At 42.4% G+C, this 14,865-nt stretch carries 10 protein-coding genes and 1 tRNA gene; 5 read left to right on the forward strand and 6 right to left on the reverse strand.

Going from position 1 to position 14,865, the window contains the following annotated elements:
* Nucleotides 1-19: 19 nt before the first annotated feature.
* The 3 genes from SYN7509_RS0219530 to SYN7509_RS0219540 all read left to right on the forward strand — a co-directional run bounded on the left by SYN7509_RS0219530 (nucleotide 20) and on the right by SYN7509_RS0219540 (nucleotide 4,548).
* On the forward strand, nucleotides 20-1,354 hold the full coding sequence (locus tag SYN7509_RS0219530) for an efflux RND transporter periplasmic adaptor subunit (RefSeq protein ID WP_009632526.1): 1,335 nt from the start codon (nucleotides 20-22) through the stop codon (nucleotides 1,352-1,354).
* A gap of 3 nt (nucleotides 1,355-1,357) precedes the next feature.
* Nucleotides 1,358-4,438: an efflux RND transporter permease subunit gene (locus SYN7509_RS0219535; protein ID WP_009632524.1), complete on the forward strand. Its 3,081-nt coding sequence runs from the start codon at nucleotides 1,358-1,360 to the stop codon at nucleotides 4,436-4,438.
* 38 nt (nucleotides 4,439-4,476) lie between these two features.
* Nucleotides 4,477-4,548: transfer RNA gene (locus SYN7509_RS0219540), tRNA-Gly, on the forward strand.
* 1 nt (nucleotide 4,549) lies between these two features.
* Here the strand turns inward: SYN7509_RS0219540 and SYN7509_RS26465 are convergent.
* The 3 genes from SYN7509_RS26465 to SYN7509_RS0219555 form a co-directional block, all read right to left on the reverse strand.
* Nucleotides 4,550-5,116, reverse strand: coding sequence for a hypothetical protein (locus SYN7509_RS26465; protein ID WP_009632523.1), 567 nt, complete (start codon nucleotides 5,114-5,116; stop codon nucleotides 4,550-4,552).
* Nucleotides 5,117-5,185: 69 nt separating this feature from the next.
* Nucleotides 5,186-5,752 carry a RidA family protein gene (locus SYN7509_RS0219550; protein WP_009632522.1) on the reverse strand — a complete coding sequence of 189 codons (567 nt, stop codon included), beginning with the start codon at nucleotides 5,750-5,752 and terminating at the stop codon, nucleotides 5,186-5,188.
* 33 nt (nucleotides 5,753-5,785) lie between these two features.
* Complete coding sequence (locus SYN7509_RS0219555; RefSeq protein WP_009632521.1) at nucleotides 5,786-7,336, reverse strand: flavin monoamine oxidase family protein; 1,551 nt, start codon at nucleotides 7,334-7,336, stop codon at nucleotides 5,786-5,788.
* A 664-nt stretch (nucleotides 7,337-8,000) separates the two neighbouring features.
* Here SYN7509_RS0219555 and SYN7509_RS0219560 point away from each other — a divergent pair.
* Both SYN7509_RS0219560 and SYN7509_RS26470 read left to right on the forward strand, forming a co-directional pair.
* Nucleotides 8,001-8,822: an ABC transporter ATP-binding protein gene (locus tag SYN7509_RS0219560; protein WP_009632520.1), complete on the forward strand. Its 822-nt coding sequence runs from the start codon at nucleotides 8,001-8,003 to the stop codon at nucleotides 8,820-8,822.
* Nucleotides 8,823-8,873: 51 nt separating this feature from the next.
* Nucleotides 8,874-10,211, forward strand: coding sequence for an MlaD family protein (locus tag SYN7509_RS26470; RefSeq protein WP_009632519.1), 1,338 nt, complete (start codon nucleotides 8,874-8,876; stop codon nucleotides 10,209-10,211).
* A 107-nt stretch (nucleotides 10,212-10,318) separates the two neighbouring features.
* On the opposite strand, the gene SYN7509_RS0219570 is transcribed toward SYN7509_RS26470, so the two are convergent.
* The 3 genes from SYN7509_RS0219570 to topA all read right to left on the reverse strand — a co-directional run bounded on the left by SYN7509_RS0219570 (nucleotide 10,319) and on the right by topA (nucleotide 14,656).
* On the reverse strand, nucleotides 10,319-10,993 hold the full coding sequence (locus SYN7509_RS0219570; protein ID WP_009632518.1) for a vWA domain-containing protein: 675 nt from the start codon (nucleotides 10,991-10,993) through the stop codon (nucleotides 10,319-10,321).
* Nucleotides 10,994-11,103: 110 nt separating this feature from the next.
* Nucleotides 11,104-11,940 carry an SWIM zinc finger family protein gene (locus SYN7509_RS0219575; protein ID WP_009632517.1) on the reverse strand — a complete coding sequence of 279 codons (837 nt, stop codon included), beginning with the start codon at nucleotides 11,938-11,940 and terminating at the stop codon, nucleotides 11,104-11,106.
* Between the two features lie 91 nt (nucleotides 11,941-12,031).
* The gene (gene topA / locus SYN7509_RS0219580; RefSeq protein WP_009632516.1) at nucleotides 12,032-14,656 is read right to left on the reverse strand and encodes a type I DNA topoisomerase; all 2,625 of its coding nucleotides are present in this window, start codon (nucleotides 14,654-14,656) and stop codon (nucleotides 12,032-12,034) included.
* Nucleotides 14,657-14,865 lie beyond the last annotated feature (209 nt).

The raw sequence follows: 14,865 nt of genomic DNA on the forward strand, positions 1-14,865 counted from the left end.
ATAACAGGCAGGCGATCGCGTGGCTGAAACTGTAAATGTCGCTGAAAATCAAAAAACTGTTCCAGAAATGGAGCAAGTAGAGGAATTTAACAAAAATAAAGAGGTAGAAACCGATTTAATTCTCGTCAAAAAACCACGACAACGCAAGCGAGGGTGGCTAGTACCAATGCTGCTAGGTACGGGAATAGGAATTGGTTTAGCGGGTTTAGGCATGACGGTTATGAATCGTCCCAATACAACCAAACCTGCGGTAACGCCGCCTAGTACAAATTTAGCGCCCACGATGACGGTGACTATAGCCCCCGCCCAACTTATCCCCGTCGCCCGGAGTCTTAACGTTACAGGTACAGTTAACGCGCGGGATTTGATCCCAGTTTTGCCCCAAGCCACAGGCTTACAAATTAAACAGATTTTGGCAGATGAAGGTGACTCCGTAAAACAAGGACAAACTCTAGCGGTTTTAGATAATTCTGTACTGCAAACCCAAATCGCTCAAGCAAAAGCCGAAGTAGAATCAAATCGAGCCGTAGTTAGCCAAAGAGTTGCGGCTCTTGCTCAAGCCCGTGCTACTTTAGCGGAAGCTAATAGTAACTTGGCTCGTTACCGAGGACTAGCGGACGCGGGAGCAATTAGCCGTCAAGAATTAGAAACTCGTTCTACCACCGCTACAACCGCCAGAGAAGCTATTAGCGTCGCCCAGGCAAATATTGCCAGCGCCGAAGCCGATGTACGTATTAGTATCGCCCGTGTCCAGCAGCAACAAACGCAACTAAATCAAACTATAGTCCGCGCTCCTGCCAGTGGCATAATTGCCGAACAAACTGCCCAAGTTGGCGATGTAGCTAATAGTACGCAAAAAATATTTTCAATTATTCAAAATGGCTCTTTGGAATTGCAGGCAAAAGTACCCGCAACTAACTTAAATCAAGTAAAAATAAACGCTCCTACAGTAATTACTAGCGACTCCGATTCCCGCGTACGCTTGCAAGGTAATGTGAGGGAAATAGCGCCCTTAGTAGATCCCCAAAGCCGCGAAGCTACAGTCAGAATTGATATCCCTGCAAATTCTTTATTGCGTCCGGGAATGTTTGCAAGTTCAGCAATTACGATCGCCAATGTCCCCGGAATAGCTATACCTGCTAAAGCCGTTTTACCTCAAACTGACAGTAGCGCGATCGCATTTATCTTAACTGACGGTGATATAGTCCGCAGTCAAAAAATAGAAGTAGGGGAAGTTATTGGCAACGGGAATGTAGAAATTATTAAAGGTTTGAAAGTAGGCGATCGCGTTGTAGTAGCGGGGGCTGGTTATCTTAAAGATGGCGACAAAGTACAAGTAGTAGTAGGTAAATAAACTATGGCTTTTAACCTTTCTGCTTGGTCGATTCGCCGCCCTGTCCCCACCATAGTTTTATTTTTATTTTTAACAATTATCGGCTGGTTTTCCTTTACAAGTTTAGGGATTGATATTAATCCTAATATTGATGTTCCCGCCGTTTCTATTACCGTTACTCAACCAGGAGCAGGGCCAACAGAATTAGAATTTCAAGTAACCAAGCCTATAGAAGACGCAGTAGCGGGTTTAGGAAACATTGATAATATAATTTCTACCGTTAATGACGGCGTTTCCACCACAATTATTAACTTTGATTTGGGTACAGATAGCGATCGCGCAACTAATGATGTCCGTAACTCTGTAGCCCAAATTCGCCAAAATTTACCCCAAGATATCAACGAGCCAATTATTCAAAGGGTAGAATTTTCTGGCGGCGCAATTATGACTTATGCCGTAGTTTCTAACCAACAGTCGGTAGAGCAATTAAGTAATTTAGTAGATGATACAATTAGCCGTGCGCTTCTATCAGTAAAAGGCGTTGCCGAAATCCGCCGCGATGGTGGCGTAGATAGAGAAATTAGAATCAATTTAGAACCCTCTCGTTTACAAGCATTGGGAATTACCGCAACGAGCGTAAACGATCAAATTCGCGCCTTTAACGTCAATTTACCGGGAGGAAGAACCGAAGTTGGCGGTAGCGAACAAAGTATTCGGACTTTAGGAAGCGCCGCTACAGTAAAAGAATTGCAAAACTATCAAATTGTGCTGCCTAATGGTAGTTTTGTGCCTTTATCTAGTTTAGGGGAAGTTGAAGATAGTTTTGGCGAACCAAGAACGGCGGCTTATCTCAATAACCAGCCAATAGTTGCTTTTTCGGTACTGCGGAGTACGGGTACAACCTTAGTATCGGTAGAAGAAGGAGTTATTAAAGCTGTAGAACAACTGCAAAAAACCTTGCCTAGAGATGTGAAATTAGAATTAATTTTCACCCAGGGCGATTTTATCCGCGAATCTTACGAAAATACGATTGATGACTTGGTACAAGCTTCGGCTCTTGCCGTCATTACGATTTTAGTATTTTTGCGTGACTGGCGAGCAACTTTAATTACGGCGATCGCATTACCTCTATCTATTCTGCCTACTTTTGCCGTCCAACAAGCATTAGGCTACACCCTCAACAACATGACTTTGCTGGCGTTGGCATTGGCGGTGGGTAACTTAGTAGACGATACGGTGGTAGAAGTCGAAAATATGGAAAGGCATATTGGCATGGGCAAAACTCCCCGTCAAGCTGCCTTTGATTCCTCGGCGGAAGTGGGTTTAGCGGTACTCGCCAGCGCTGCAACCATTATTGCGGTATTTTTGCCTGTAGCATTTATGGGCGGGATTCCTGGGCAATTTTTTCAACCTTTTGGCGTAACTGTTGCCGTTTCCACGATTTTTTCTACTTTAGTGGCGCGAACTATTACCCCAATGTTGGGGGCTAGGTGGTTTAAAACAAAAACAAATAAGCAAATTCAAAAAGATGAAAGTCGTAGCAGTAGAAAGAGATTTCAACCTTACAAACAGTTGTTAAGTTGGGCATTAAGTCATCGCTTGACAACTATCTCAATTGCGATCGCATTTTTCATTGGTAGTTTAGCCCTGATTCCTTTAATTCCTCAAGGATTTGTCGATAACGGCGACTTGGGAATTTCTACACTAACTATAGAATTGCCCCCAGGCTCGACTTTGGAAGATACAAGAAAAGTAGCCGCCCAAGCTACAGATATTTTACGCTCAAGTCCCGCCGTTGAAAATATATTAGCCACTCAAGAAGTAGATTCAGCGACGCTGAGTGTTAACCTCAAGCCCAAAGCGGAAAGAAAATTATCTCAAGTAGAATACGAACAACAAATGCGCCCGTTGCTGCAAAAAATTCCTGGTACGAGAATTAGTTTTCAAAGCCAAGGGGCGGCGGGTAGTACAAAAGATTTAACCATTGTTTTAAAAAGCGAAAATCCCCAAGCTTTAACCCAAGCGGCTAACGATTTAGAAAAGCAAATGCGGGGTGTACCAGGATTAGTAGAAGTTGCTTCTACCGCTAGCTTAGTTAAACCAGAAATTTTAATTATTCCCAATCCCGAAAAAGCCGCAGATTTAGGCGTAACAGTTCAATCAATTGCTCAAACAGCATCATTAGCTACGATTGGAGATAATGAAGCCAACCTAGCTAAATTTAACTTAAGCGATCGCCAAATTCCCATTCGCGTCCAAATTGCCGAATCTGCTAGAAAAGATATTGATACTCTCAGAAATCTGCGCGTACCAGGTGAAAACAACACCTTAGTTCCTTTAATTGCCGTTGCAGATATCCGTAACGGTAGCGGCCCGGCGCAAATTGATCGCTACGACAGATCCCGTCAAGTCTCGGTACAAGCCAACTTACAAGGACTTGTTTTAGGCGACGCGGTGCAAGCGGTGGATAAGTTACCGGCTCTTAACCCATTACCGCCGGAAGTAGTGCGCCAAAGTGCAGGGGATGCGGAAATTATGCAAGAAATCTTCGGGCGTTTTGGTACAGCTTTAGCGCTGGCAATCATGTGTATTTATGCTATTTTGGTGCTGTTGTACAATAGCTTTCTGCACCCGCTCACAATTATGGTGGCGCTACCTTTATCCTTGGGTGGGGCGTTATTGGGCTTATTGATCGCTCAAAAAGCTTTAGGACTTTATGCCCTAATTGGGATTGTCTTACTAATGGGAATTGTCACCAAAAACTCAATTTTGTTAGTAGACTACACCATACTTTATCTAGAAGAAGGTAAAACCCAACGTCAAGCGCTTATAGAAGCTGGTTTGTCGCGCCTTCGACCGATTTTGATGACCTCTCTAGCTACCGTAGCCGGAACTATACCCCTGGCGATAGGACTGGGGGCGGGGGCAGAAGTCCGCAGTCCAATGGGTATTGCGATTATGGGCGGCTTTACAACTTCTACGCTGCTAACGCTAGTGGTAGTGCCAGTATTATTTACCTATGTAGACGGTTTTCAATCTTGGCTGCTCAAGACATTCAAACATGGATGGGGCAAAAAACCAAAGCGCAAGCAAGTTGTAGAATAACTGACACAAAAAGTTGTAGTATAATGAGAATCAGTTTTGCGGGTATAGTTCAGTGGTAGAACGTCAGCTTCCCATGCTGAATGTCGTCGGTTCGAGTCCGATTACCCGCTTTTAACGATAACCTGGATCGGTTTCTTCTAAACTAGCGCCACTAGCCGCCGGAGGAGCATTGTTTGGAGAAATTGGTGCAGCTTGTGGTACTGAATTAGTAGGACTGGGTGTGGGTGTAATCGGCGGATTTAGAGGAGTGCGGGGAATATTTTGTGCTGGTGGGGCGGGGGTTCTTTGCGGTTGATTGAAGCCTAGTAAGACGGCGGAAGTAGCAAAATATTTTGTCCACTGTCTAATAATTGGTTGCTGTTGCCAATCGGTGCGAGAAACTCTAGAAAATAGTAGCGGTACTTGTTGCCCTTGGCGATCGCCTAAAATAGTTACAGCAATTTCTGTAATGCTAGAATTTGTCGCAAACTCTTGTTCAATTAAACTCATAGCTTCAAGTTCTGCTTGTTGGATTAATTGATTAAATGTTTGATTCTCTTGAGTTTTTAAAGTAACATCTATTTGCCGAGGAGAGTTAGCAGGATTTACTTGTGCGAGTCTCTGTGCTTTTACGGGAAAAATCGCGCTGAGGCTAAAAATAAAAATTGCTGCGGTACTTAACAACTTGCTGTAATTCATTACCAATTACCTACATACTAAAAATTCCCAAAAAACAAGGAAGGCGGCTTAAGTCTTCCTTGTAATAATTTATCTTCTACCCCCTCTTTTTGGGTAAACGGCAACCGCTTCAATTTCAACTAGCCAACCAGGATCAACTAACCCAGCTACCGCAAGGGTCGAACGAGCAACTTTAGGCACGTTATTGATGTTAAAAAATTGAGCGTAAGCATCAAACCAACCTTGATAATCAACTCGTCCTAAAACTGGATCGTTGACCAGGTAAACCCGCAGATAAACAACATCATCTAAACACAATCCCCCTTCAGCTAATAAAGTCTGAAACCGAGTCAAGATACCTGTAGCTTGAGTTTTTGTATCTCCATAGCGATCGCGCGTTCCCGTAGGAGCAGTAGGATTGATTACGGGTGGTACTGTCCCACTCGTCCAAAAGTATGCTTGATTTTCTGGCACTGCTACCGCCGATAAAATTGGCGATGTTGCTGTACCGTAACGGGTCACTTCTCTAGGTTCACCGGATCTCATCGCCGCTTGTACCGAATCTAAGCTGGCAAAATTTAATAACAGCAAACTAACACCAATAGTTAGTATCAACCAGCGCCCAAGTTTAAACCATTGGCTGACGGATCTTTTCATTGCTTATTTCTCTACTTTTTGTTACTTGTATTTTTAGGCGGGTATTGCATTAATTTTTGAAGTTACCAGTCGCGCCGATTCAAAAGCGCCAGCCATCCATCCGGTAAGATAACTGAGGTGTTCCCCTGCTAAATAAATATTCCCATCCGGTTGGTTTAGTCTGGGGTAATACTGTTCCCTGACTGCGGTAGTGTAAGATGCCCATCCGCCTAAGTTGTAGGGAATTTTTGGCCAATATAAAGATATTCCATTTTCAAAGTGGCTTCTATACTGGGGATGAATTTTACTGCCTTGATCCAAAGCTAAAGCTAGGCGTTGGGAGCAAGGCAAGTTGCCGACATTAGAGGCGTTAGTCCCAAAGTTGTAATACCCTAACATCACTCCTTTTCGTGACAAATAACCGGAGGATGGATACCAAACTTGAGTAATTGGTTGATTTGTACTGGTGATGCCGCCATAGATATCTTCGTCCTCCTCCCAAAAGCGACGATTGAATTGCAATCCACTTTTGCCAGTAATTGCATAATCCACACTAGAAATTGCGGCTTGCATATCGGGAGCAAAATCCGAGGGAATAGTTTTTAATACTGATAAAGGAATAGTGCAAATGCAGTAATCACCAGATACTTCTCGCCTTTGACCATTTCTACTATCAGTGTATACAATGCGAACGCCATTAGGTGTTTTGCGAATTTCTTTGACCTCAGCGCTAAAAGTAATCAATTGCTTGACTCTGTTTTCCATCGCCTTAGCAATTCGATCCATTCCACCTACGGGTTGAAGCATGGTCATTTGTTGGTCGTAACCCCACTCAGAAGCCTCATATCCAGCAAATCCTAGCTCAATCAAAGACTTAAGATCGTAGGGATCGGCTAATATTCCGGGATTATCTGCCGCACCTTGGGGAACAGCATAACCGCGCCTGCTTGACCCTTTGTAAAATAGATCGGGATTAAGGTTGCCATAGGTACGGAGAAATTCGATTAGTTTTTCTTTATCTGTGCCAGATAATGTAGCATCTAGCGCGTCTTGATTAACCGCTTTAGCTAACAGTTCTGAGATATAACCGCGCATATCAGTTATCGCTTCCCGCGCCCGGACTTTTTTACCAGATAAAGCCCCTACATTCTCGTTGTAGTAATACTGTTGGCGATTGAGATTAGTAAAAGTTTCTAGTTTTACACCAAGTTCTCGGCAATAATCTAAAGTTACGTGATGTTGAGGAATACGAGCAGGTCCAGGATTAAAATACAAACCTGGATCGAATTTTACTGTCTCTGTCTGTCCGTCAATATCTGTAAACTTATCTCCACCTCTAAGCGTCCAACATCTACCCCCAGCGCGATCGCGTGCTTCCAAAATTATGCATTCATAACCGATTTTTGCCAACTCATAAGCAGAGGTCATCCCTGCCAGTCCCGCACCTAAAATAATAACTTTCTTGCGTCCTCCTCGACGCTTTAGCTCAAAGGGTCGTTGTGGCTGTGCTGTAGCTGGTTGCTCTAGTAAATCCAATGCTTTCATCGCCGCATAAGCCGAACCCGCAGACGCAGCTACTGCGGTTATGAAGTCTCTTCTCCTCATCCCTACTCCTAAAATATTTCCCTTCAAGCCGATCTTGCTTGGCGATCGCTTTTGGCAATTAACTAATTTTTTAATAGCCGCACGTCTGCTGCTATTACCAAGGTTTGGCTTGCAAGCTTTTCAGACAATATAGTTATCAATAACAGCATTTTGTAGCTAGTTTTACAATTTTACTTTTATAAATTAATAGTTTTGTAACAATTCATTCAACTGCTTAAAAATGGTCAAGCAAAAACTTTTTTAGATGATTATTTTTGACTTTTTTATAGATATAAATGCTACAAACTTACCAAAAAATACTTAAGCATCAGCGTTTTAAACCATCATAATAAAGCACATAAATTAAAAAAGTAAATTTTACAATAAATGGACTAAAAACAAAAATTTTATGTCAGCAATCGATTACTAAAAAATAATATTTGGATAACAAAACTGTTTTGCTATCTATAAAAAATTCTAATCACTTTAATTAATCTTTAGAGGGATGAAAGTTTGTTTTGTAGTTATAAATACATTTAATTCAAGTTTTAGGGATTCGATGACAAATCTGGCTAATTTGAAAAATTGTTGTTTAGCAATAGTCAGCAGAAAACTAGATGGTAGGAAAAGTTGGTAACTTATTTTGCTTTGCGCCAAAATTGTCAGTAGCAAGTTCAAAAGTAAAATGCAATACCTAGATGCAACGGAAACCTCACCGCCCACCACAGCAGAACCAATAATTGAATTAAAAGGGATTAGTAAAAAATTTGGTAACAATGTAATTTTAGATAATGTGGATCTAAAAATTTATCGAGGGGAAGCCTTAGCAATTATTGGGCCTTCAGGTACTGGTAAATCAACGATTTTACGGATTATTGCCGGATTATTAGCGCCAGATACGGGGGAAATCTATGTAGAAGGACAGCTAAGAGCAGGCTTAATTGAAGATGGTAACGATCCAATTGGCATTGGGATGGTATTTCAACAAGCCGCTCTATTTGACTCGCTTACAGTAGAGGAAAACGTGGGATTTTCTTTGTTTCAACATTCCCGCCTCAAAAAGTCGCACATTAGAGAACTGGTGAAGCAAAAACTAGAAATGGTGGGCTTAGGAGAGGCTGGAAGTCGTTACCCTGCGGAATTATCGGGAGGAATGCGTAAACGAGTTAGTTTTGCACGGGCAATTATGGCTAACCCCAACAATCCTAAAGATGCTTCAGAAATACTTCTGTACGACGAACCTACCGCCGGACTAGATCCCATCGCCTCAACGGTAATTGAAGACTTAATTCGTCGGTTGCAATGCGTTCAGGAAGTGTGTAGCACCTATGCAATTGTGACTCACCAAGATAGTACGATTCGTCGCACCGCCGATCGGATAATTTTTTTATATCAAGGTAAAGTGCAATGGGAGGGAACCCAAAACGATACTCAAACTACCGATCATCCGTTAATTAGACAGTTTTTTAGCGGCAGTGTCGAAGGGCCAATTCATATAATTGGTTAAAGTAGAAGCGTTTGCTCCTTGATCGCTGTTCATAGGTAGGAGAATAGTTTAATGCGATCGCGCACTGTTCGAGAAGGCTCTGTTGGTTTATTAATTCTCCTAGGAATAGGACTACTGGGCGGGTTTATACTTTGGCTCAAAGGAGTGCAATTCAATCAACGCAGCTACAAAGCCATTGTCTTTTTTACCAATGTAGCTGGGATTCAAGAAGGGGCAACCGTTCGCTATCGTGGCGTAAATATAGGTAGTGTAGTAGCAATCAAACCGGGAGCAAACGGCGTAGAGGTCGAGATTGAAATTAGTCCTGCCGATATCATAATTCCCAAGGATGCTGTAATTGAAGCCAATCAATCTGGCTTAATTAGCGAAGTGAGTATTGATATTACACCTATTAGTCAGCTATCGCCGCAATTAGTTGTCGCTAAACCCTTAGATGAAAATTGCGATCGCAATCTAATTGTCTGTAACGGCTCTCAACTTCAAGGTAAAGTTGGTGTTAGTCTAGATGCGCTGATTCGTTCTTCCACCAATTTTGCTAGTATTTACGGCAACCCAAAACTTTACGCCAGTTTAAATAATGCTGTAAATAATGCGGCGGTGGCGGCGGTGGGAGTGACAGAGCTTACAAAGGAACTTGAAGTATTATCAAAGTCTACTCGTCAGCAATTAAGAACCTTCTCTACGGCGGCAACTTCGGTACAGCAAGCCGCCAATGAAATTAGCGCCTCAAGTAGCAAAACTATTACCCAGTTTGGTAATACTGCCGAGGGATTGAATTCAACAACGGCTAATGTCAATCGCTTAGTAAATAATGTTGATAGTTTGGTAACGACAAATCGCTCTACTTTGGTTACTACCCTTAATAATCTCAACCAGGTAAGCGAACAGTTGCAAGGAACTTTTAGGGATCTTTCCCCAACCCTCAATCGCGTTAACCAAAGTCAATTAATCCAAAACTTAGAAACCCTATCTGCCAACGCTGCGGAAGCTTCTACTAATTTACGCAATGCCTCTAATGCGTTGAACGATCCCAATAATATATTGGTATTGCAACAAACTTTAGATTCGGCACGAGTAACTTTTGCCAATGCTCAAAAAATTACGTCAGACTTGGACGAATTAACGGGAGATCCTGAGTTTCGCCAAAATGTCCGCCAAATAGTTGATGGCTTGAGCGGTTTAGTGTCTTCCACCCAACAATTAGAACAGCAAGTACAGGTAGCTGCAAGTTTAGAACCGACAACACCAGAACAAATAAATCTGAGTACAACTAGCGCTCCTGTTTCCGTCATGCCAAACGTAGATAGTGCGGAGTTTTCTTTAGCTCAAAAAACTTTAAAGCCAATTTTATCTACAACTGAATTAGAAGGCAGTCAGGAAGCTAAATAAAAATTGGGCGTTGTTTGAGGGCGCAGGGGAAATTAACTAATAAGGCGATTTTCAAGCCAATGTAAGAAAGACGTTGCATGGCAACGTCTTGTTGTCAAAATTTATCTTCAAACTATACCCCAACCAGGAGGCGGCAACGGTATTTGCTCGTCCATTCTTGACTGCGATACTCGCTGCATACTGGCAGAAAGCCAGATAAACATTTCTTGAAAGTTTAAACCTACTAATTTTAAAGGACTACGAGCAACAATTTGAGAAAGACGAGTCATATTTGCCCCTTCTACCCCTACGGCAAAGAAGGCTACGCGCTTATTGGCTTCATCTTCTTTAATGCGTTGTGCTGCTTGCTCAATCAGGCTATCTGGTTCGCCTTGGGGTTCTCCATCGGTAATTAAAAATACCCAAGGGCGATAGTAAGCTACCCCATTGGCACTGTACTCGGCTTTGCGACTAGCTACCATATCTAGTCCTTTATGAATTGCCGAACCCATCACTGTCAAACCTTGAGCTTTCAAAGTTGGTGGTTCAAATTGGTCGGCGGTAATAAAATCTTGAACGACATTTACATCACTGTTGAAGGTAAGGATTGCAACTTCAACACGCTTTTTAGCTAGGTTATCGCGGTTTAGCTCCTCTTTGAATATTTTTAATCCCTCATTTAAGGCGTTAATTGCCTCACCTTGCATTGAACCCGAAGTGTCTAGCAACAATACGCAGGGACAACGTGGTTCTGGATTTTCAGCAAATTCAACAGCATCTTCAAGTCTTAAAAAATCAGGCATAGTAAGAGCAATTATATGACTAGAATTCCTAGTTTAACTGGGCGTGTGAAAGCCTAGCATCTGTTTTATTGTAGAAAAGATGGCAAAAATCAGCAAAATATATTGTTTAATTACAAATTCATCGCTGAAATTGCGGCTTTTTGGCTAACTTGGCTGTAGGCACTACTCAAATATGCGATCGCAGCTTCCGAGACTGTAGCATCAAAGTTAGAGTTTCCCGTACCATCAATTGATAGAGGAATAGGCCCTAATATATCTAATATTGATTCGCTGCTCACCGGGGGCGCAATGACAACTAAATTTGGGTCTAAGGGTCGATCGTAGCGCCAAAATTGACTAATATTTGGAGTATTAAGACGATTAGGGGAAATAGGAATGTTTTGTAATTCTGTTGTCTCCTCGGTATTTTTAGGAGTGCGTAGCTGACGCAAAGCCGCGATAATTTGGTCTTTAGAGCTACCGCGCAGTTGAAATAATACAAAAGGATCTTCGCTAAAGCGATCGCCCAATTGATAATATACTGCCCCTATATGCTTGCAGGGGTTGGCTTTGTCGGGACAAGAACATTTGCTGCGAATATCGCTCAAACTAAAGGGAAATAGCGACACGCCATTGGCGGTAAATACTTCTTCAATATTTTGCGGCATTTCCCCAGCCAATAATTTTGCGGCAAAAAATGCCCGATGGGACATAGTTTCAATTACAAAACCCCATTGTTCGGCGGTAAAAGACTCCAAAGATAAAGAAACTTGATAAGGTTCTATTTCTGAACCTTGCACGTTAGCAGACACCTGAGCGCCTCGAAACTTAATGCTCAGGACATTTCCCTGTCTGGAGTAGGTTCTTGCTCTTTCTAGACGCTTTTTGAAGCGGTAGGAGTCTAGTAAATCTAGCCATCGTTGCGCCCACCATTCACGGCTTGCTTGGGCGTTGTAACTGGTCGTCATTGTTTTGCATTTAACTAGCGTTTGTTTATTTTAAACAAATAAATGCGATCGCATCTATGGAGTATTTTTTCTCAAAGTGCGATCGCTTAGATTACAGTTTTGTACTTGATTTTGCTCTAGATTTGGTTGTTGTAGTTTTCTTCTTAGTAGTAATGGTATTTGCTTTGGTTGTGCGTTTAGCGGTACTAGCTGGCTTTTTAGTCGCCAATAACTCTAAAGCTGTAGCTAACGTCATTGTTTCTACGGTTTGACCTTCCGCTAAACCCACATTAACTTTACCGTGCTTGATATAAGCACCATAAGGGCCATCGTAGATATTAACGGGTTCATTGTCTGCTGGATGAGAACCCAATTCTTTTAAAGCTTGCTTAGACTTGCTGCGCCCCGTTTTTTTCGGCTCTGACAAAATCTCTAAAGCTCTTTCTAAAGTAATTGTAAACACATCATCACCAGCTTTAAGACTGCGGTAGTCTTTTTCATCCTTGCTTTGATTGTGGACGATAAAAGGCCCAAACTTACCAAGTCCTGCTTGGATTTTGCCATTGGTAGCCGGATGAACCCCTAACGTGCGGGGTAAAGCCAATTGGTTAACAGCTATTTCTAAAGTCACATTGTCAGGACTAACACCCGCAGGTAAAGAAGCGGTTTTAGGCTTTTTATTTTGCTCCGAGGGTTCGCCTAGTTGTAAGTAATAACCGTTGCTGCCAATCTTGAGATAAATTGTTTCTCCAGTATCGGGATGTTCGCCTACTTTATTTGGCCCTTGCAACAATGCTTCGACTTGTGCAGAATTTATATCGGCGGGAGTTAAGTTTGGTGGAATTGAAGCTGTGACCGTTCCATTCCCGTTATTTGATTCCACGTAAGGGCCAAACTTACCAATGCGGACTTTGACATCCAAATCGTCTAGTTGTACCGTTGTCGCTTTAGTGCGGTCGATTTGGCTTTCTCTTTCTTTGACTAAAGTTTCTAGCCCTTTATCTCCCGAATAAAATTGTCGCAGATAAGGCAGCCACTTAACTTCTCCAGTAGCAATATCATCTAAAGTTTGCTCCATTTTTGAAGTAAAGCTAGTATTGACCAAATCAGGAAAGTGTTCTTCTAGTAAAGCTGTGACAGCAAAAGCTGTAAAAGTGGGAATTAAAGCATTATTTACTAACTGCGCGTAACCCCGGTCGATAATCGTGCCAATAATACTTGCATAGGTACTAGGTCGCCCAATCCCTTCACTTTCTAGCATTTTGACTAAAGAAGCTTCCGTATAACGAGCGGGAGGTTGGGTTTCGTGACCTACGGCATCTAATTTAGTACAATTGGGGCTGTCACCTACTTTTAAAGCTGGTAAAATTACCTCTTGATCTTCCAAGGCTGCATTTGGGTCATCAGAACCTTCTACATAGGCGCGGAGAAACCCAGGAAAATCAATCCGTTTCCCACTAGAACGAAATCCCGCATCTTCTACTTGAGTTTGCACAGATATTTGGGTTTGTCTTGCGTCCGCCATTTGACTTGCTACGGTGCGCTTCCAAATCAAATCGTATAAAGAAAATTCTCGACCGCTTAAGCCTGTTTCTTGGGGAGTGCGAAAAGTATTACCCGCCGGACGGATAGCTTCGTGAGCTTCTTGAGCGCCTTTGCTTTTGGTTGTATATTGCTTCGGAGCGGGGCTAAGATACTCTTTGCCATAGAGTTTTTCTACACAACTGCGGGCGGCGGAAATAGCCTCTGCGGACAAATGCACCGAATCTGTACGCATATAAGTAATATATCCTTGCTCGTACAAACTTTGCGCCGTCCGCATTGTATCCCGTGCCGACATTCTCAGTTTGCGGTTAGATTCTTGTTGCAGGGTAGAAGTAGTAAAGGGTGGGGCAGGTTTGCGGGTAACAGGGCGCTCCTCTAAGCCTGTTACTTGCCAAGGTTTACCCCTTAGACGTTTTTGGAGAAGGAGCGCCTCTGCTTGGCTAAGTAGCGTTACTTTGCGCCCAGCAATAATTTGTCCGGTGGCTTCATCAAAATCGCTACCCGTCGCTACTTTTGTTCCTGCCAAAGTTACTAATACGGCACTAAAAGGATCTTTGTTTTGCTCTAAAGTTGCTTTTAAGTCCCAATAACTACCTTGGCGAAAAGCGCGGCGTTGACGTTCCCGACTAACTAAAAGTAATACTGCTACCGATTGTACTCGTCCGGCGGAGAGTCCCCAAGCTATTTTTTTCCAGAGTAAGGGCGACAGAGTATAGCCAACTAAACGATCTAAAATTCGTCTAGTTTCTTGAGCGCGGACTACTTGCTCGTCAATATTGCGACAATTTTTGAGAGCTTTTTTGATTGCTTCGGAGGTAATTTCATGAAATACCATCCGTTTAATCGGCACTTTTGGTTTTAATATTTGCAATAAATGCCAACTTATGCTCTCTCCTTCGCGATCTTCATCAGTCGCCAGAATTAATTCATCGGCGGACTTGAGAGCTTCTTTTAGCTGAGTAACAATTTTTTTCTTATCCTTGGGGACAATATACAAAGGCTCAAAATCTGCCTCTACATTGACACCCAAATTTGCCCATTTTTCTGATTTTACCGCCGCCGGAATATCACTAGCCGATTGCGGTAAATCGCGCACGTGGCCCATTGAAGCTTCCACGCGGTAGCCTGCGGGCAAATAATTACGAATAGTACGAGCTTTAGTAGGAGATTCAACAATAACGAGGGTTGGCATGGGAACTTTTGGAGCAAGTAGCAACGAGGCTAATAAGTTCAAGGATTAAAGAATTTTCCTTCTAATGTCAAGAGGGAAAATTTTATTAAGAGATAATTTTATCTACATTAAGTTATTTCAATCTTTAACCTATATCAGAGGATAGTGGCTACAGCCACAAATAAAAAATATCCTCAACCAATTACCGGATAAGGGTTACAAGAATTGTG

It is taken from the genome of Synechocystis sp. PCC 7509, assembly GCF_000332075.2.
GTDB lineage: Bacteria > Cyanobacteriota > Cyanobacteriia > Cyanobacteriales > Chroococcidiopsidaceae > Aliterella.